17 protein-coding genes are annotated in these 17,693 nt (G+C 72.9%); 12 read left to right on the top strand and 5 right to left on the bottom strand.

All coding sequences use genetic code 11. The features are described from left to right. Positions 1-129: 129 nt before the first annotated feature. Both IO36_RS09550 and IO36_RS09545 read left to right on the top strand, forming a co-directional pair. Positions 130-816 carry a GOLPH3/VPS74 family protein gene (locus IO36_RS09550; RefSeq protein WP_037618076.1) on the top strand — a complete coding sequence of 229 codons (687 nt, stop codon included), beginning with the start codon at positions 130-132 and terminating at the stop codon, positions 814-816. 109 nt (positions 817-925) lie between these two features. After that, positions 926-1,762 carry an isocitrate lyase/PEP mutase family protein gene (locus IO36_RS09545; protein WP_037618074.1) on the top strand — a complete coding sequence of 279 codons (837 nt, stop codon included), beginning with the start codon at positions 926-928 and terminating at the stop codon, positions 1,760-1,762. A 15-nt stretch (positions 1,763-1,777) separates the two neighbouring features. On the opposite strand, the gene IO36_RS09540 is transcribed toward IO36_RS09545, so the two are convergent. Next, a complete protein-coding gene (locus tag IO36_RS09540; RefSeq protein WP_037618071.1) occupies positions 1,778-2,194 on the bottom strand; it encodes a spore wall synthesis regulator SsgD in 417 nt (138 codons plus the stop codon). 377 nt (positions 2,195-2,571) lie between these two features. Between IO36_RS09540 and IO36_RS09535 the strand changes: the two genes are divergently transcribed. Beyond that, positions 2,572-3,672, top strand: a complete 1,101-nt coding sequence (locus IO36_RS09535; protein WP_051900192.1) for a WD40/YVTN/BNR-like repeat-containing protein — start codon at positions 2,572-2,574, stop codon at positions 3,670-3,672. Positions 3,673-3,771: 99 nt separating this feature from the next. On the opposite strand, the gene IO36_RS09530 is transcribed toward IO36_RS09535, so the two are convergent. After that, positions 3,772-4,068 carry a YciI family protein gene (locus IO36_RS09530; RefSeq protein WP_037618609.1) on the bottom strand — a complete coding sequence of 99 codons (297 nt, stop codon included), beginning with the start codon at positions 4,066-4,068 and terminating at the stop codon, positions 3,772-3,774. A 305-nt stretch (positions 4,069-4,373) separates the two neighbouring features. Between IO36_RS09530 and IO36_RS09525 the strand changes: the two genes are divergently transcribed. After that, positions 4,374-5,063 carry an endonuclease V gene (locus IO36_RS09525; protein ID WP_037618069.1) on the top strand — a complete coding sequence of 230 codons (690 nt, stop codon included), beginning with the start codon at positions 4,374-4,376 and terminating at the stop codon, positions 5,061-5,063. A 113-nt stretch (positions 5,064-5,176) separates the two neighbouring features. Beyond that, positions 5,177-5,323, top strand: a complete 147-nt coding sequence (mmpA, locus tag IO36_RS47340; RefSeq protein ID WP_167347386.1) for a morphogenic membrane protein MmpA — start codon at positions 5,177-5,179, stop codon at positions 5,321-5,323. 495 nt (positions 5,324-5,818) lie between these two features. On the opposite strand, the gene IO36_RS09520 is transcribed toward mmpA, so the two are convergent. Further along, on the bottom strand, positions 5,819-6,991 hold the full coding sequence (locus tag IO36_RS09520) for a saccharopine dehydrogenase family protein (protein WP_037618067.1): 1,173 nt from the start codon (positions 6,989-6,991) through the stop codon (positions 5,819-5,821). Between the two features lie 143 nt (positions 6,992-7,134). On the opposite strand from IO36_RS09520, the gene IO36_RS09515 reads away from it, so the two are divergent. The 5 genes from IO36_RS09515 (at position 7,135) to IO36_RS09495 (ending at position 13,533) form a co-directional block, all read left to right on the top strand. Continuing rightward, entirely contained in the window at positions 7,135-7,515 is a 381-nt protein-coding gene (locus tag IO36_RS09515) for an MmcQ/YjbR family DNA-binding protein (RefSeq protein ID WP_037618065.1), read from the top strand. A gap of 200 nt (positions 7,516-7,715) precedes the next feature. Next, positions 7,716-8,852 (top strand): CaiB/BaiF CoA transferase family protein, encoded by a 1,137-nt coding sequence (locus IO36_RS09510; RefSeq protein ID WP_037618064.1) that lies wholly within the window; start codon positions 7,716-7,718, stop codon positions 8,850-8,852. An 82-nt stretch (positions 8,853-8,934) separates the two neighbouring features. After that, entirely contained in the window at positions 8,935-10,077 is a 1,143-nt protein-coding gene (locus IO36_RS09505; protein ID WP_037618062.1) for an acyl-CoA dehydrogenase family protein, read from the top strand. Between the two features lie 22 nt (positions 10,078-10,099). Beyond that, positions 10,100-11,314, top strand: coding sequence for an acetyl-CoA C-acetyltransferase (locus tag IO36_RS09500; RefSeq protein WP_037618060.1), 1,215 nt, complete (start codon positions 10,100-10,102; stop codon positions 11,312-11,314). Between the two features lie 38 nt (positions 11,315-11,352). Beyond that, the gene (locus IO36_RS09495) at positions 11,353-13,533 is read left to right on the top strand and encodes a 3-hydroxyacyl-CoA dehydrogenase NAD-binding domain-containing protein (RefSeq protein WP_037618058.1); all 2,181 of its coding nucleotides are present in this window, start codon (positions 11,353-11,355) and stop codon (positions 13,531-13,533) included. Between the two features lie 228 nt (positions 13,534-13,761). On the opposite strand, the gene IO36_RS09490 is transcribed toward IO36_RS09495, so the two are convergent. Then, on the bottom strand, positions 13,762-14,460 hold the full coding sequence (locus tag IO36_RS09490; RefSeq protein WP_037618055.1) for a MerR family transcriptional regulator: 699 nt from the start codon (positions 14,458-14,460) through the stop codon (positions 13,762-13,764). Positions 14,461-14,615: 155 nt separating this feature from the next. On the opposite strand from IO36_RS09490, the gene IO36_RS09485 reads away from it, so the two are divergent. Together IO36_RS09485 and IO36_RS09480 are read left to right on the top strand one after the other, a co-directional pair. After that, complete coding sequence (locus tag IO36_RS09485; protein ID WP_037618053.1) at positions 14,616-15,095, top strand: macro domain-containing protein; 480 nt, start codon at positions 14,616-14,618, stop codon at positions 15,093-15,095. Between the two features lie 117 nt (positions 15,096-15,212). Continuing rightward, positions 15,213-16,136, top strand: a complete 924-nt coding sequence (locus IO36_RS09480) for an adenosine kinase (RefSeq protein WP_037618051.1) — start codon at positions 15,213-15,215, stop codon at positions 16,134-16,136. A gap of 59 nt (positions 16,137-16,195) precedes the next feature. Here the strand turns inward: IO36_RS09480 and IO36_RS09475 are convergent, their stop codons facing one another. Further along, positions 16,196-17,692: a M1 family metallopeptidase gene (locus tag IO36_RS09475; RefSeq protein ID WP_037618049.1), complete on the bottom strand. Its 1,497-nt coding sequence runs from the start codon at positions 17,690-17,692 to the stop codon at positions 16,196-16,198. Position 17,693 lies beyond the last annotated feature (1 nt).

Genomic DNA, 17,693 nt, shown 5'->3' with positions numbered 1-17,693 from the left:
GTGTCTCCGACCTCAGACGAGCAACGTCCTTCTCCATTCGACGGCAACAGAACCGCTCAACACCGTAGGGGCGGCCCCGAGGGCTGTCAAAGGATTAACGCGCCCCACCGACGAACCGAGGAGACCCCCGTGCCGAACGGCCCGCTCTCGTTGCCCGCCCGGCTCTACCTCCTGGCGTGGGACACCACGAAGGGAAGGATCACCGGGTCCACCCACCTGCACCACCTCGTGCGGGCCGGTGCTCTGACCGAGCTCGCGCAGCGCGGGCTGCTCGTCGACGACGAGGGCATCGTCACACCCGTCGACCCCGACTCCCGGACCGGGGACGTCGTCCTCGACGGGCTCCTGGAACTCGTGTCGGAGTCCCGGCCCCGGCGGTGGAAGACGTGGGTCACCTCGCGGGCCCGGTTCACCCTGGACGCCGTGCGCGCCCAGCTCGCCGCCGACGGGTATCTGCGGGCCGAGCGCAAGCGGGTCCTCGGGATCTTCCCGTCCGTCGAGTACGAGCTGGACCGGGTGGCCGCGGTGGAGGACCTGCGCGCGCGGGCGCGGGAGGTGCTGGAGGGGCCGGTGCCCGTCGCAGAGGTCGGCGACCGTGACGCGGCCCTCGTCGCGCTGGCCACGGCGGCCGAGCTGCGCACCTTCGCCTCGGCCAGGGAGCGCAGGGAGCACCGGGCCCGCATCGACGAACTCGCCGAGCGCGGCGGGGCGGCGGCTCCCGCCCTGCGGACGGTGCTCCAGGACGTCCGCGCGGCCGTGGTCGTCGCGGCCACGACGGCCTCCGCCACGGCGGCGACGACGAGCACACCGAGCTGACCGGCCGCGGCGATCTGTTCCGCCGCGGCCCGCGGTCAGGTGACGCGGCCTCACGTACATGTCGGTTTCCTGCCAGCCGTGCGTGCCGGGCCGTGTTTGGGTGGGCGTCATGACCGACACCGAACGCCTCCGCGCCTCCGCACTCGCCCTCCGCGCCCTGCACGTCCCCGGCCGTCCCCTCGTCCTGGCGAACGCCTGGGACGCGGTGACCGCCCGGATCGTCGAAGACGCCGGCGCACCGGCCGTGGCGACGACCAGCGCCGGCCTCGCCTGGGCCCAGGGCGTGGCGGACGGGGACCGGCTGGAGCGGGACGACGCCCTCGCGGCCGTCGCGCGGATCACCGCCGTGGTCCGGGTGCCGGTCAGCGCGGACATCGAGAACGGGTACGCGTCCGACGCCGCGGGCGTGGGAGACACCGTTCGCGCGGTGCTCGCGGCGGGAGCGGTGGGTGTGAACCTCGAGGACGCCCTCTACGGGGAGGGGGTCGGGCCGCTGCGCCCGGTGGCGGAGCAGGCGGAGCGCGTCGCGGGGGCCCGGGCCGCGGCCGACGCGGCCGGAGTGCCGCTGTTCGTCAACGCGCGCATCGACACCTTCCTGCGCGGCGCGGGCGGGGTGGAGGAGACCCTGGAGCGGGCCGCCGCGTTCCTGGCGGCGGGCGCGGACGGCGTGTTCGTCCCCGGAGTGACCGATCCCACGACCGTGAAGGCGCTCGTCGAAGGCATCGACGGTCCCCTCAACGTCCTGGTGGGCCCCGGAGCGCCGTCCGTCGGTGAACTGGCCGCGCTCGGCGTCGCCCGGATCAGCGCCGGTTCGAGCATCGCGGCGGCCGCTCACGGCCTGGTCCGGCGTGCCGCGCGGGAGCTGCTGGACACGGGGACCTACGAGACCCTGACCGGCGGGTTCGACTACGCCGGACTGAACGCCCTGATGGGGCGCGCCGGCTGACCGGAATCCGTCGTGTCAGCAGGTGCCCCGCATGAGCTCCGCCAGATCGTGGTCCAGGTCCACCTGGAGGTGCTCCAGACCGAGGGGAACCAGATCGATGGTCTGCCCGAGGAAGTTCCGCACCTCGCCCGAGCGCACGTGGACCACGGCGGTGCCCTCGGGGGCGTGGAACTCCAGCACGGTGCGGTCGAACCCGTAGGGCCGCACCCGCACGTCACCCTGGCCCACCGGGTCCTCGAGGCCCGACACGAGCAGTTCGCGGGCGAAGGTCCAGCAGACCTCGACGCCCTCGAGCGTGGCGGGTGCGGGGAAGGTCATGCGGACGGCGAACGGGTCGGTCCGGTCGTAGTGGAGCGTGGCCGGAATGCTCGGCATCCGCGGCGCGGCGGCGACGAGGCGGGCCTCAACGGGCTGCTCGATGACGGTGGACAACGCCTTGCTCCCTTGTGACGGCTGGACGAACTCCGGGCGGATGAAGCCGGTCAATTGAAGAGACGGAAGAAAGACCCGGCGCGTGCACCTCTGAGCCGAGTGACCTCTGTCACCGAGGCCATGCACCGGTAGATCAACTTTCTCCGGTCCTGGTGATCCTTTTCCGTTCCGCACTCGCCCGACACCGATGAGGACATCCGGGCGGCCCCCGAGGTTCCCGCCGACCGTCATATGGACACCAACGGGGGACGACGGCCATCCGGACGCCGTGGAGCACGGAGGCCGTCCGGACACGGCGGCCGGGGAGGCCGGCCGGACCCGGTGGGGCACGGAGGCCATCTGGACGCCGTGGGGGCGGTGCACTAGCTTCCCCCGCCATGAGGGCCTTGGGGAAGACGAGACGCACGGGCCGGACGATCGGCGTGGGACCGGCGGCGGCCGCACTCGCGGCGGCACTCGTGGTGGCCGCGCCCGCGGTGGCGGCGCCGGCACAGGACACGGCACGGACCCCGCACTGGGCGCTGAAGGACAGCGGCACGGACGCGCGCTTCCGGGGACTGTCGGCGGTCAGCCGGGACACCGCCTGGGTGGCCGGTTCGAAGGGCACCGTGCTGCGCACCGTCGACGGCGGCGCGCACTGGCGGAACGTGTCGCCGCCCGGCGCCGGAGATCTGGAGTTCCGTGACGTCGAGGCGTTCGACGCGCGGCGCGCGGTGGTCCTGGCCATCGGCGAGGGCGAGGCGTCCCGCGTCTACCGGACCGAGGACGGCGGCAGCACCTGGACCGAGTCGTTCCGCAACACCGACGCCCGGGCCTTCTACGACTGCCTGACCTTCCTCGACCGTCGGCACGGCCTGGCGGTGAGCGACCCGGTGGACGGCAGGTTCCGCATCCTGTCGACGAGCGACGGCGGCCGATCCTGGAAGGTGCTGCCCGCCGACGGGATGCCCGCCGCCCAGGACGGCGAGGCGGGCTTCGCCGCGAGCGGCCAGTGCCTGGTCGGCGCGGGACCCCGTGACGTGTGGCTGGCCACGGGAGGGGGCGCGACCGCGCGCGTGCTGCACTCCGCCGACCGGGGTCTGACCTGGACCGCCGCAGACACACCGGTCCCCGCCGGCGACCCGGCCCGCGGTGTCTTCGCCCTCGCCTTCCGCGACCGGGCCCATGGACTCGCCGTGGGCGGCGACTACCGCGCCGACCAGGCGTCACCGCAGGCGGCGGCGACCACCCCCGACGGCGGACGCACCTGGACCGCCGCGGACCGGCCCCCGCCCGCCTACCGTTCCGGTGTCACCTGGCTGCCCCACAGCCGCGGCTCCGCCCTCGCGGTCGGCCCGACCGGCACCGATCTGACGACCGACGGCGGCCGCACCTGGCGCGGCTTGGACACCGGCTCGTTCGACACCGTGGACTGCACCCCGGACCTGGGCTGCTGGGCCGCCGGCGAGAAGGGGCGGATCGCCCGGCTGGAGCGCTGAGCCGGACCGGGTCCCCCGGCGTCGGCCCGGGGCCGCGTGGGCTCGGGCCGCGTCGGCTCGAGGCCGTGCCGACCCGGGGCCCTGGAGCGGCGAACGGAGTCAGCCGAGGGTCTCGCGGTAGCGGTCGAGATCCGGTGCCGTCTTCGTCGCCACGAACTCGGTGACGCGGTAAGCGCACACGCCCGCCGTGACGAACGGATCGCCCGCGGCGATCTCCTCGATCGTCGCCCGGTCCCGGGCGACGGCGAGGATCACACCGCCGTCGCGGGGGTTCTTACGGCCCGAGGCGAGGAAGGTCCCGGCCGCGTACTGCTCGTCCAGCCAGGCGACATGGGCCTCCAGAACGGCGTCGACGGCTTCGAGCGGCGCGGTGTAGGACAGCTCCAGTACGAACATGATCACGAGCTTACCCGGGCCGGCCCGTACCCCACGGGCCCGGCCCGGCGGCCGCGGTGCCGCAAGTGCCTTGCTCCGAGGGTCGGTTGGGTCGGTTGGGCGTGAACTCCGGGGACCGCCCCGGAGGCAGGCCGGCACGAGTCCGCCGTGCCTTGCCGGTGCGGGACGCGTCGTGCGGCCCGGTGCGAGGCGCCCGCCGTGGTCCGCGCGAGGCGGCCCCCGGCCCGTACGAGGCGCCCCTACGGCCCGTGCGGACCGCCCCACGCGGCTCCGGCCGAGGCGTCGCCCGTAGGCTCGTTCCCATCATGACGACCGTGAGGATCCCCGCGGGCTGGCCCGCCACCGAGGAACAAGCCCTTTCCGTGCAGGACGAGTTGCGCGAGCGGGTGGTGCTCGACGAGCCGGGTCCGCCGCCCGGCACCGGCCGGGTGACGGGTGTCGACGTCGCCTACGACGACGAGCGCGACGTCGTCGTCGCGGCGGCCGTCGTCCTCGACGCGGCGACCAACGAGGTCGTGGCGGAGGCCACCGCCGTCGGCCGCGTCTCCTTCCCGTACGTTCCCGGGCTGCTCGCCTTCCGCGAGATCCCGACCGTCATGGCCGCGCTCGACGCCCTGCCCTGCCCGCCCGGACTGGTCGTCTGCGACGGCTACGGGCTCGCCCACCCGCGCCGGTTCGGCCTCGCCAGCCACCTCGGCGTCCTCACCGGCCTCCCCACGATCGGGGTCGCCAAGAGCCCCTTCACCTTCTCCTACGAGGAGCCGGGCGCCCGGCGCGGCAGCGCGTCACCGCTGCTCGCGGGCACGGACGAGGTGGGCCGCGCGCTGCGCACGCAGGACGGGATCAAGCCCGTGTTCGTGTCCGTCGGACACCGCGTGGACCTCGACAACGCCTGCGCCCACACCCTCGCGCTCACCCCGAAGTACCGCCTGCCGGAATCCACCCGCCGGGCGGACGCCCTGTGCAGAGAGGCGCTCCGCCGGGCGACGGCCTGATCCCGGCGGCGGCCGGCCCTCGTCCTCCTGGCAGCGCTGCCGCGCGTACATGAGTACGGACTCTGAGTACGCGTACGGATGTACGGCCGGGGCGGCGGCGGCAGGCTGGCCGCATGACGACGTACCGGGCCCCGGAGCCCTCCGCCGAACCCGCCCGGTCCGCAGGGCGCGCGGTGACGACCGCCCTGGTCCTCGCGTTCTCGGCCGGTCTCGCCTGGACCGGTGGGATGATCTACACGGTGATCACCTGGGCGTCGTAAGGACGGCCTGCGCCGCCTGACCCGCCCGACGAAGCCGGACCCGCCCGATCGGCGGCCCGACGCCCACGGGCACACCGGGCCGCCGGGGCCGCCCACACTCACCGGGCCGCCGCGTCGACCGGGCCGCCGGGGTCACCCGCGCTGACCGGGCCGCCGGGGTCGCCAAGTTCGCCCCGGGGCACATTAGGCCGACGAGGTCGCCTCAGGCACACCCGACCGCCAAGTTCGCCCCAGGCACACCCGGCCGCCGAGGTCGCCCACGCCTGACCGGGCCGCCAAGGTATCCGAGGTCGCCCAAGGGCACACCAGGCTGCCGAGATGGCCCAAGGGCACTCCAGGCCGCCGAGATCGTCCAAGAGCACACCCGGCCGCCGAGGTCGCCCGCGGCCACACTCGGCGGCGGGCGTTCCCACGTCCAACTTCCTTGATCCGGACGGCAGTCCCGGCCCGGACGCCGGTCCCGGCGCCCCGCAGGCCGCGAACCGGACGGCAGTCCTACCGCACGGCCGCCACCCGGAACGTGATCCCCGCCGCGCGGAGCCGTTCCAGCAGCGCGTCGCCCATCGCCACCGCGGGCGTGACCTGGCCGGACGTCTTCGGCAGGTCGTCCAGGGCCAGGGACAGCGCGGACTCCGCGAGCATCTTCGCCGTCTCGCCGTAGCCGGGGTCGCCGCCCGAGACCTCGGTGTAGACGCGCCGGCCGCCGCCCTCGCCCACGAAGCGCACCGAGAACCAGCTCTTCGCCCGGCGCTCCGCGCTCGGTCCCTCGCCCGGCTTGATCCGGTCCGACAGCCAGCGCCGCGCGGGCGGCAGCTGGGCGGCGGCGAACAGCGCGCTCACCCCGGCGACTCCGCCCAGGGCGACGGGCAGCGTCTCGACGGCCGCGTAGTGGCGGTAGCGGAAGTCCGGCCCGTACCGCGCCAGGGCGCGCGCCGAGCGCTGCACCACCTGGGCGTCGATCGTGGGCAGCGGCAGGGCCCAGGCCCCGACCTCCTTGGCGAACCGGGGCGCCCCCAGCGGGGCCTCGACCCGCCGCCCCATCAGGCGCGGCTCGTGGTACCGGCGCTCGCGTGCCGCGGCCAGCATGTGCCGGCCGCGCGCGAACTGGTTCAGCGCCGAGGCGAACGTCCCGCCCGAGAACATCGCCTGGGAGCGGACGAACCCCTCGACCCGCAGCGGCACGTCCTCCGGGAGCTGCTGCACGGTGAAGTAGGCGCCCAGGTCGTGCGGGACGGAGTCGAAGCCGCAGGCGTGCACGAGCCGCGCGCCGGTCTCCCGCGCGCGTGCGTCGTGCCGCACGTACATCAGGTCCACGAACTCGGGCTCGCCCGTCAGGTCCAGATAGTCGGTACCGGCGTCCGCGCAGGCGGCCACCAGGTCCTCCCCGTACGTGATGTACGGCCCCACGGTCGAGGCCACCACGCGCGCCTGGAGCGCGAGCTCGCGCACCGAGTCCGGGTCTTTCACGTCGGCCCGCAGCACACCGGGCGCGCCGCCGAGCCGCTCGCGCAGCCGCTCCAGTCTCTCGGCGCTGCGTCCGGCGATCGCCCACCGCAGTCCCTCGGGCGCGTGAGCCGCCAGATATTCCGCGGTGAGCTCCCCGACGAACCCCGTGGCCCCGAAGAGCACGACGTCGTACGGGCGGTCCGGCTCGTTAAGCCTGCTCATGACACCCTCCACCCCTGTGTGGGCTGCGCTCGAACGTGCGGTCCGCGCCACGTCGTGCGCGAAGCGCCGTTGTCGGTGGCTGAGGCTAGCGTGAGGTACGAACAGTCGGACGACGAGGTCGCACGAACAGGCCGGAGGCAGCCGTGGCCGTGTCGCAAAACGCGCTGAAAAAGTGGCAGAAGGTGCGCGGCTTCGCGCTCGGGCTGCCAGGCGCCGCCGAGGAGTTCCCCTGGGGCGAGACCGTCGCGAAGGTCAACGGCAAGGTCTTCGTGTTCCTCGGCCTCGACGACGGCAGCCACCCGATGGGCGTCACCGTGAAGCTCAAGGACGAGGCCCTCCACGCCCACGCGCTGACCTCGCCCGGCGCGGAGCCCGCCGGGTACGGCCTGGGCAGGGCCGGATGGGTGCGGGTGCCCCTGGAGGAGCGGGGAGCCCCGGCGGCCGGGCTGCTGTGCGACTGGGTCGAGGAGAGCTATCGCGTGATAGCCCCCAAAAGGCTGATAGCGGAGCTGGACGGCCGCTGACCGCGCCACGGGTCCCGGCCTGAGCGCGACCCTTCCGCAACGTGAGTTCGAGCCGCCCCGGAACTCCCTCGGACCGGCCCCGAGCGGTCCCCAAGGCCGGAATTTAACTAAGCGCTTGCTCGTCAGGGGCTTGCCCCGAGTGGAACACGTTCTTAACATCACTGATGTCACATCAGTGGTGTCACAGTGCTGGGGGCTTGATGACAGCGGCAGGAACGCGAGTGCACGGTCCCCTCGCCGGGGTGCGCGTGGTCGAGCTGGCGGGCATCGGTCCCGGCCCGTTCGCCGCCATGCTGCTGGCCGATCTCGGAGCCGACGTCGTGCGGGTGGACCGGCCCGGCGGCCCCGGGCTCGGCGTCGACCCGGCCCACGACGTCACCAACCGGAACAAGCGGTCGGTGATCATCGACCTCAAGGCCGAGGACGGCGCCTCCCGCGTGCTCGACCTGGCCGAACGGGCGGACATCCTGATCGAGGGGTACCGCCCCGGCGTCGCCGAGCGGCTCGGCGTGGGGCCCGAGGACTGCCACGGGCGCAACCCCGCGCTCGTCTACGGCCGGATGACCGGCTGGGGCCAGGAAGGCCCGCTCGCCCAGCGCGCCGGGCACGACGTCGCGTACATCGCGATCACCGGCACCCTGGGGATGATCGGCGAGCCGGGCCGGCCGCCGGCGGTCCCCGCGAACCTCCTCGGCGACTACGCGGGCGGTTCGCTCTATCTGGTCGTCGGCGTCCTCGCCGCCCTGCACCACGCGCGCGCCACCGGCGCCGGACAGGTCGTGGACGCCGCCATCGTGGACGGCACTGCGCACCTCTCGACGATGATCCACGGCATGATCGCCGCGGGCGGCTGGCAGGACCGGCGCGCCGCCAACCTCCTCGACGGCGGCTGCCCGTACTACGGGACCTACGAGACCGCCGACGGCCGGTACATGGCCGTGGGCCCGCTCGAGCAGCGGTTCTACGACGAGTTCGTCGGCCTGCTCGGCATCCCCGGGCTCGCCCCCGCCCACAAGGACCCGGCGCGCTGGGCGGAACTGCGCGCGGCGGTCGCCGACCGCTTCCGTACCCGTACCCGCGGCGAGTGGACCGCCGTCTTCGAGGGCACCGACGCCTGTGTGGCGCCGGTCCTGTCCCTGAACGAGGCGCCGGCGCACCCGCACCTCGCCGCCCGGGGCACCTTCGTCGACCACGGCGGCATCACGCAGCCCGCCCCCGCGCCGCGCTTCTCCGCCACCCCCACCGCGGTCCGGAGCGGTCCCGCGCTCCCGGGCGCCGACACCGAGGACGTGGCCCGCGACTGGGACGTGCCCCGGCTGACGAAGGACGGCGGCTGATGTCCCCCGACCGGACCCGCCCCAGCCCGTGCCAAGCCCTCGCCGAGGGCCTCCGTACCCCCTCCAGGAAGGCGTTCCCCGCATGAAGCGGCAGATCTTCACCGCCGAGCACGACGCGTTCCGCGAGACCGTGCGCACGTTCCTCGCCAAGGAGGTGCTGCCCCACTACGAGCAGTGGGAGAGGGACGGCATCGTCTCCCGCGACGCCTGGCGGGCGGCCGGCAAGCAGGGCCTGCTCGGCCTCGCCGTGCCCGAGGAGTACGGAGGCGGCGGGAACACCGACTTCCGCTACAGCGCCGTACTCGCCGAGGAGTTCACGCGTGCCGGGGCGGCGGGCCTGGCCCTCGGACTGCACAACGACATCATCGGCCCGTATCTGACGGACCTCGCCACCGAGGAGCAGAAGCGGCGCTGGCTGCCCGGCTTCTGCGACGGCTCGATCGTCACGGCGATCGCCATGACCGAACCCGGCGCCGGATCCGACCTCCAGGGCATCAAGACGCACGCCGAGGACAAGGGCGACCACTTCCTGCTCAACGGCTCGAAGACCTTCATCTCCAACGGCATCCTCGCCGACCTGGTGATCGTCGTCGCCAAGACCACGCCCGAGGGCGGCGCGCACGGGCTGTCGCTGCTCGTCGTGGAGCGGGGCATGGAGGGCTTCGAGCGCGGCCGCAACCTCGACAAGATCGGCCAGAAGTCGCAGGACACCGCCGAGTTGTTCTTCAACGACGTCCGCGTCCCCAAGGAGAACCTGCTCGGCGACCTGGACGGCGCGTTCGTCCATCTGATGACCAACCTCGCCCAGGAGCGCATGGGCATCGCCGTCGCCGCGATCGCCGGGGCGGAGTACCTGCTGGAGATCACCACGCAGTACGTGAAGGAGCGCGAGGCGTTCGGACGGCCGCTGGCCAAGCTCCAGCACATCCGCTTCGAGATAGCCGAGATGGCCACCGAGTGCGCCGTCACCCGCACCTTCCTCGACCGCTGCATCGTCGACCACTCGGACGGCGAACTCGACGCCGTGCACGCCTCGATGGCCAAGTGGTGGGCGACCGAGCTCCAGAAGCGGGTCGCCGACCGCTGCCTCCAACTCCACGGAGGCTACGGCTACATGACGGAGTACCGGGTCGCGCGGGCGTTCACCGACGGACGCATCCAGACCATCTACGGCGGGACGACCGAGATCATGAAAGAGATCATCGGCCGCTCCCTGCTCGGCTAAACCCTCCTCGAAAGGCTTACCAGTGAGCACCGAAGCGTATGTGTACGACGCGATCCGCACCCCGCGCGGTCGCGGCAAGCAGAACGGCTCCCTGCACGGAACGAAGCCCATCGACCTGGTCGTCGGGCTCATCCACGAGGTGCAGCGGCGCTTCCCCGACCTGGACCCGGCGGCCGTCGACGACATCGTGCTCGGCGTCGTCGGCCCGGTCGGCGACCAGGGCTCCGACATCGCCCGGATCGCGGCCATCGCCGCCGGTCTGCCCGACACGGTGGCCGGCGTCCAGGAGAACCGCTTCTGCGCCTCCGGTCTCGAAGCGGTCAACATGGCCGCGATGAAGGTCCGTTCGGGCTGGGAGGACCTCGTCCTCGCGGGTGGCGTCGAGTCGATGTCGCGCGTGCCCATGGCCTCGGACGGCGGCGCCTGGTTCGCCGACCCGATGACCAACCTGGCCACCAACTTCGTGCCGCAGGGCATCGGCGCCGACCTGATCGCCACCATCGAGGGCTTCTCGCGCCGTGACGTGGACGAGTACGCGGCCCTGTCCCAGGAGCGCGCGGCCAACGCCGTCAAGGACGGCCGCTTCGACCGTTCCGTGGTCCCGGTCAAGGACCGCAGCGGTCTGACGGTCCTCGACCACGACGAGTTCCTGCGCCCCGGCACCACCGCCGACTCCCTGGCCAAGCTGAAGCCGTCGTTCGCGGACATCGGCGAGCTCGGCGGCTTCGACGCGGTCGCGCTGCAGAAGTACCACTGGGTCGAGAAGATCGACCACGTCCACCACGCGGGCAACTCCTCCGGCATCGTCGACGGCGCCTCGCTGGTCGCCATCGGCTCCAAGGAGGTCGGCGAGCGCTACGGCCTGACCCCGCGCGCCCGGATCGTCGCCGCCGCCGTCTCCGGCTCCGAGCCGACCATCATGCTCACCGGTCCCGCGCCCGCCGCCCGCAAGGCGCTCGCCAAGGCCGGCCTGACCATCGACGACATCGACCTCGTCGAGATCAACGAGGCGTTCGCGGCCGTCGTGCTGCGCTTCGTGAAGGACATGGGCCTGTCGCTGGACAAGGTCAACGTCAACGGCGGCGCGATCGCGCTCGGCCACCCCCTCGGCGCCACCGGCGCGATGATCCTCGGCACCCTCGTCGACGAGCTGGAGCGCCAGGACAAGCGGTACGGCCTCGCCACCCTGTGCGTGGGCGGCGGCATGGGCATCGCCACGATCGTCGAGCGTGTCTGACCTTCCCAACGGATCAAGGATCTACGGAGCATTCCCTGATGAGCACTGAGCCCACCACCATCCGCTGGGAACAGGACGAGACCGGCGTCGTCACCCTCGTCCTCGACGACCCCAACCAGTCCGCCAACACCATGAACGCGGCGTTCCGCGCCTCCCTCGCCGCGGTCACCGACCGGCTCGAGGCCGAGAAGGACTCGATCCGGGGCGTCATCCTCACCTCCGCCAAGAAGACCTTCTTCGCGGGCGGCGACCTGCGCGACCTCATCCGCGTCACCCCCGAGACCGCCCAGGACCTCTTCGACGGCGGCCTCGCGATCAAGCGGAACCTGCGCCGCATCGAGACCCTGGGCAAGCCGGTCGTCGCCGCGATCAACGGCGCGGCCCTGGGCGGCGGCTTCGAGCTCGCCCTCGCCTGCCACCACCGCGTCGCCCTCGACACCTCCGGCACCAAGATCGGCTGCCCCGAGGTCACCCTCGGCCTGCTGCCCGGCGGCGGCGGGGTCGTCCGCACCGTGCGCCTGCTCGGCATCGCCGACGCGCTGCTGAAGGTCCTCCTCCAGGGCACGCAGTACAACGCGACGCGCGCCCGGGACAACGGCCTCGTCCACGACGTGGCCGCCACCCCCGAGGAACTCCTCGCCAAGGCCCGCGCGTTCATCGACGCCAACCCCGAGTCGCAGCAGCCCTGGGACAAGCCCGGCTACCGCATCCCCGGCGGCACCCCGTCGAACCCGAAGTTCGCGGCCAACCTGCCCGCCTTCCCGGCCAGCCTGCGCAAGCAGACGAACGGCGCGCCCTACCCGGCGCCGCGCAACATCCTCGCGGCGGCCGTGGAGGGCTCCCAGGTCGACTTCGAGACGGCCCAGGTCATCGAGGCCCGCTACTTCGTGGAGCTGGCCGCGGGCCAGACCTCGAAGAACATGATCCAGGCGTTCTTCTTCGACCTCCAGGCCGTCAACTCCGGCGCCAACCGGCCCCGGGGCATCGAGCCGCGCCCGGTCACCAAGGTCGCCGTCCTCGGCGCCGGCATGATGGGCGCGGGCATCGCCTACTCCTGCGCCCTCGCGGGCATCGAGGTCGTCCTCAAGGACGTCTCGGCCGACGCGGCGGCCAAGGGCAAGGCCTACTCCGAGAAGCTCTGCGCCAAGGCGGTCTCCCGGGGCCGTACGACCCAGGAGAAGGCCGACGCGCTCCTCGCGCGCATCACGCCCACCGCCGACCCGAACGACCTCGCGGGCTGCGACGCGGTCATCGAGGCGGTGTTCGAGGACACCTCCCTCAAGCACAAGGTGTTCCAGGAGATCCAGAACATCGTCGAGCCCGACGCGCTGCTCTGCTCCAACACCTCCACCCTGCCGATCACCGCGCTCGCCGAAGGCGTCGAGCGGCAGGAGGGCTTCATCGGGCTGCACTTCTTCTCGCCCGTCGACAAGATGCCGCTGGTGGAGATCATCAAGGGCGAGCGCACCGACGACGAGACGCTCGCGCGCGCCTTCGACCTGGTCCGCCAGATCAGGAAGACCCCGATCGTCGTCAACGACTCGCGCGGCTTCTTCACCTCCCGGGTCATCGGCCACTTCATCAACGAGGGCGTGGCGATGGTCGGCGAGGGCATCGAGCCCGCCTCCGTCGAGCAGGCCGCCGCCCAGGCCGGCTACCCGGCGAAGGTCCTCTCGCTCATGGACGAGCTGACCCTCACCCTGCCGCGCAAGATCCGCAAGGAGTCGAAGCAGGCGGTCGAGGAGGCGGGCGGCACCTGGCAGACGCACCCGGCCGAGGCCGTCATCGACCGCATGGTCGACGAGTTCGAGCGCCCCGGACGCAGCGGGGGAGCGGGCTTCTACGAGTACGGCGAGGACGGCAAGCGGGGTCTCCTGTGGCCCGGTCTGCGCGAGCACTTCACCAAGCCGGGGCACGAGATCCCGTTCGAGGACATGAAGGAGCGCATGCTCTTCTCCGAGGCGCTGGACACCGTCCGGCTCCTGGAGGAAGGCGTCCTGACCTCGGTGGCCGACGCCAACATCGGCTCCATCCTCGGCATCGGCTTCCCGGGCTGGACCGGCGGTGTCCTGCAGTACGTCAACGGCTACGACGGCGGCCTCACCGGCTTCGTCGCCCGCGCCCGGGAACTCGCCGAGCGCTACGGCGACCGGTTCCTGCCGCCGGCGCTGCTGGTGGCGAAGGCGGAGGCCGGCGAGCGGTTCACCGACGCGACCTGACCCGGACCGTCCGCGCCGGGGCACATCGGTGCCCCGGCGCACCCGCGCTCCGGCGGAGCCGTGCCTCGCGTGTACGTGCCCCGGCGTTCGTGCACCGCTCACCCGTGCGCCCGCGCGTTCGTGCCGCGTGCACCTGGGCCGCGCGCACCCGTAGCTCGGCGGCATCCGTGCCGCGCGCACCCGTCCTTGCCCGCACCGGGGCGCCCCTTCAGCCGGGGCGTCCCGGTGTCAGGACTCCTTGAGCCACTCGCGCAGTTCGTCCTTCAGCGAGCGCTGGAACGCGGTCAGCAGGGCCTGGACCACCAGCGGGTGCATGTGCGCCGACAGCGACTTCACGGCCGCCACGGACTCCTGCTCGCCCACGGCGTCGCGCAGCAGCCGGGACAGTTCGCGGGCCGCCGCGCGCGCGTGCTCCAGCAGGACCTCGCGCGCGGCGAGGAGCGCCTCGTCCGCGATCGGGACGTCCAGGAGCTCCATGCCGAGCCGCAGCAGCCCCGGATCGAGCCGCACGGGGTCCCCCGTGCCCTCGATGACGCTCATCGCGGCGAGCCGTTCCACGTCCGCGTCCGTGAGGGGCCGCCCGGCGCGCCGCGCCAGTTCCTCCCGGCTCACCTCCTCCGGCGCGTCGGGCGCCCAGGAGGCCACCACCGCACGGTGGACGGCGAGATCGCGGGCGCTCAGACCGGGCGGCAGCTGCATCAGGTGCCGCTCGATCGCGGCCAGCGTCATGCCCTGGTGCTGCAACTCCTCGATGAGCGCGAGCCGGGCCAGATGCTCCTGGCTGTAGCGGCCCACCCGGCGGGGGCCGATCACCGGCGGCGGCAACAGGCCCCGGGCGCTGTAGAAGCGGACGGTGCGGACCGTGACGCCCGCCCGCGCGGCCAGTTCGTCGACCGTGAGCGTCGGCTCCTCGGTGTCCGTCGTCATCGCAGGTCCTCGCCTCTCGCGTCGTGCGGCGCGCGCCCGGGAGAGGGAGACGACGCAATGCAACAGTATTGCTGTCTCACCAGTGTTGTGAAAGCACCGGTGCGACGGTGCCAGGGCCGGCGCCGTTGTCAGTGGCGGCCCCTACGGTGGGGGGCATGCCGGAGATCAGCTACGTACGCGGTGACGCCACGACTCCCTCGGTCAAGGGGGTCAAGGTGATCGCCCACGTGTGCAATGACATCGGGGGCTGGGGCAAGGGCTTCGTGCTGGCCCTCTCCCGCCGCTGGCCGGAGCCGGAGGCCGCGTACCGCGCCTGGCACCGCGGCCGCGCGGGCAACGACTTCGGCCTGGGCGCGGCCCAGTTCGTCCAGGTCGAGCCGTACGTGTGGGTGGCGAACCTGGTGGGCCAGCGGGGGATACGCACCGGCAGCAAGGGCGTGCCCGTCCGCTACGAGGCCATCGACGCCGCACTCGCCCTGCTGGCGGACAGGGCCGTCGAGCTCGGCGCCTCCGTGCACATGCCACGCATCGGCTGCGGTCTGGCCGGCGGCAGCTGGTCGCGGGTGGAACCCCTGGTCACCGAGCGGCTCGTGCGCCGCGGCCTGTCGGTGACCGTGTACGACCACGGCGACTGACCGGCGCGAGGAGGTTCCGGGACGAGGGCCGACTGTTTTTGCGCAAGTTTCTGCAACCCCTTGCCGTGATCGTCGGGGGCCTGGTTGACTCGCTGCCCGCGTCCGAGAGGGAGAGCCATGAGCCGCGACATCGATGTCCTCGTTCTGGGCGGTGCGGGAGTGGACACCATCGTCCACGTCCCCGAACTGCCGCTGCCCTACGCCGACAGCTACATGATCCGCCCGGGCATCGAGACCCGCGCCGGCCAGACCGGCGACTTCGTCGCGCTCGGCCTGCACGCCCTCGGTCTGCGCACCCACCACCTCGACCTGCTCGGCGACGACCCCGAGGGCGACCTCGTGCGGGCCCTGCACCGCGACCGGGGCATCCCGCTCACCGAGGTGCCCCAGCCCGCGGGCACCAAGCGCGCGGTCAACCTCGTCGGCCCCGACGGACGCCGGCTGTCCCTGTACGACGACACCCGGGCGCGCGAGACGGACCGGCTGCCCGAACAGCTGGTGCGGGACCTGGCCGCGGCGAGCCGGCACGCCCATGTGTCCATCACCTACCCGTGCGCCTTCGCGCTGCCCGTCCTGCGGGAGGCCGGGGTGACCATCTCGACCGACCTGCACGACTGGGACGGCGAGAACCCCTACCACGAGCCGTTCGCGTACACCGCCGACATCGTGTTCGTCTCCGCCACGGCCCTCGCCGACCCCGAGCGCACCATGCGGCGGATCGTGGAACGGGGCCGGGCCGAGGTGGTCGTCGCCACCGCCGGGGCCGAGGGCGCCTACCTGCTGTCCGACGGCGAGGTCACCCATGTCCCCGTGGTGGAGCCCCCCACCCCGGTGGTCGACTCGAACGGCGCCGGGGACTCCTTCGCCGCGGGCTTCCTCTACGGCCGGCTGACCGGCGAGACGCCCGGGCGCTCCGCCCTGTACGGCGCGGTGGCCGGTGCCCACGCCTGCACCGTCCCCGCGACGCGGGCCGACGCCATCGGCCGCGCGGACCTCCTCGCCCGGGCCGGCGAGCCGCGGACGGAGGCCGCCGTCCGCTGATCGGCCGGTTCACCGACAGGGCCGCCCGCCCCGGCCGGGACGGGCGGCCCCGTGTCCGCTCAGCCCGAGTGGACCGCGTTCGTCGCGGCGATCCTCTTCCACGACTTCGGGCGGGCGACGGCCGCCTTCGTGGCGGCGGGGGCGAGTCCCGCGGCCTCGGCGGCGGTGGCGGCCGGCTTCGTCGGCTGGAACAGCCAGGTGTCGAAGAGCGCCGAGAGCGAGGTGCCGGACACCCGCTCGGCGTACGTCCGGAAGTCGTCGACCGACGCGTTGCCGTACGCGTGCTCCTTCGGCCACCCCTTCAGGATGGCGAAGAAGGCGTCGTCCCCGACCTTGTCGCGCAGCGCCTGCACCGCCAGCGCTCCCCGGTCGTACACCGCGATGTCGAACTGGTTGTCCGGACCCGGGTCGCCCGGCGCGACCGTCCAGAACGCGTCGTCCGCCGGATGCGAGGCGTACACGTAGTCCGCGAGCTCCCGCGTCGTGCCCTCGCCCTCGTGCTCCGACCAGAGCCACTGCGCGTAGCGCGCGAAGCCCTCGTTGATCCAGATGTCCTTCCAGCCCTTGAGCGACACGTCGTCGCCGAACCACTGGTGCGCCAGCTCGTGCACGACCACGGAGGTGTTGGAGCCGTTCGCGAACTGCCGCGGGCTGTAGTAGATCCGGGTCTGGGTCTCCAGCGCGTATCCGGTGGTGGTGTTGGGGACGTAGCCGCCGGCGGAGCTGAAGGGATACGGCCCGAAGTAGCCGCTCAGCCAGTCGACCAGCTCCCCCGTGCGCTCCACGCTCGCGCGCGCGGCCCCGTCGTTGTCGCCGAGGTCCTTGCTGTAGGCGTTGACGACCGGGACGCCGCCGTCGGACGTTCCGGTGGTGATGTCGAACTTCCCCACGGCGAGCGTCGTCAGATACGTGGCCTGCGGCTTGTTGGACCGCCAGTTCCAGCGGGTCCATCCGAGCCGTGAACTCGTCGACTGGAGAGTGCCGTTGGAGATGGCCTGGGTGCCGTCGGGGACGGCCACCGACACGTCGTAGGTCGCCTTGTCGAGCGGGTGGTCGTTGCTCGGGTACCACCACCACGCCGACTCGGGCTCGTCCGCCGCGACCGCCCCGTCCGGGGTGCGGTGCCAGGTCGAGAAGCCGTACGCGCTCTTCGTCGACGGCACTCCGCTGTAGCGCACGACGACGGTGGCCTGCGTGCCCTTGGCGAGCGGCTTGGCCGGAGTGATCTCCAGCTCGTGCTGGCCCGAGGTGGCGAACGACGCCTTCGCGCCGTTGACCCGGACCTCGCTCACGTCCAGCAGAAAGTCCAGATCGAACCGGGACAGGTCCTGTGTGGCGGTCGCCAGGATCGTCGCCGTGCCGTCCAGTTGGTCCGTCCGCGGCTGGTAGGTGAGCCGCAGGTCGTAGTGCGAGACGTCGTAGCCGCCGTTGCCGTAGGCCGGGTAGTAGGGGTCGCCGATGCCCGGTGCTCCCGGGGTGTAGCTCGCCGCCGATGCCGGGATCGCCAGCAGCAGGGAGGCGGCCAGAGCGCCCGGGGCGATGAGTCTGCGGTGCACG

The sequence above is a fragment of the Streptomyces aureus genome, from assembly GCF_000725495.1.
Lineage (GTDB): Bacteria > Actinomycetota > Actinomycetes > Streptomycetales > Streptomycetaceae > Streptomyces > Streptomyces aureus_B.
This window is presented reverse-complemented; position numbering and strand designations above follow the sequence as displayed.

Excerpts from the sequence above, each read along its gene's own strand:
- IO36_RS09530 (WP_037618609.1), bottom strand. The coding sequence starts at position 4,068 with ATGTTCGTACTGGAGCTGTCCTACACCGCGCCGCTCGAAGCCGTCGAC.
- mmpA (WP_167347386.1), top strand. The coding sequence starts at position 5,177 with ATGACGACGTACCGGGCCCCGGAGCCCTCCGCCGAACCCGCCCGGTCC.
- IO36_RS09520 (WP_037618067.1), bottom strand. The coding sequence starts at position 6,991 with ATGAGCAGGCTTAACGAGCCGGACCGCCCGTACGACGTCGTGCTCTTC.
- IO36_RS09535 (WP_051900192.1), top strand. The coding sequence starts at position 2,572 with ATGAGGGCCTTGGGGAAGACGAGACGCACGGGCCGGACGATCGGCGTG.
- IO36_RS09510 (WP_037618064.1), top strand. The coding sequence starts at position 7,716 with ATGACAGCGGCAGGAACGCGAGTGCACGGTCCCCTCGCCGGGGTGCGC.
- IO36_RS09545 (WP_037618074.1), top strand. The coding sequence starts at position 926 with ATGACCGACACCGAACGCCTCCGCGCCTCCGCACTCGCCCTCCGCGCC.
- IO36_RS09505 (WP_037618062.1), top strand. The coding sequence starts at position 8,935 with ATGAAGCGGCAGATCTTCACCGCCGAGCACGACGCGTTCCGCGAGACC.
- IO36_RS09525 (WP_037618069.1), top strand. The coding sequence starts at position 4,374 with ATGACGACCGTGAGGATCCCCGCGGGCTGGCCCGCCACCGAGGAACAA.
- IO36_RS09495 (WP_037618058.1), top strand. The coding sequence starts at position 11,353 with ATGAGCACTGAGCCCACCACCATCCGCTGGGAACAGGACGAGACCGGC.
- IO36_RS09480 (WP_037618051.1), top strand. The coding sequence starts at position 15,213 with ATGAGCCGCGACATCGATGTCCTCGTTCTGGGCGGTGCGGGAGTGGAC.
- IO36_RS09485 (WP_037618053.1), top strand. The coding sequence starts at position 14,616 with ATGCCGGAGATCAGCTACGTACGCGGTGACGCCACGACTCCCTCGGTC.
- IO36_RS09490 (WP_037618055.1), bottom strand. The coding sequence starts at position 14,460 with ATGACGACGGACACCGAGGAGCCGACGCTCACGGTCGACGAACTGGCC.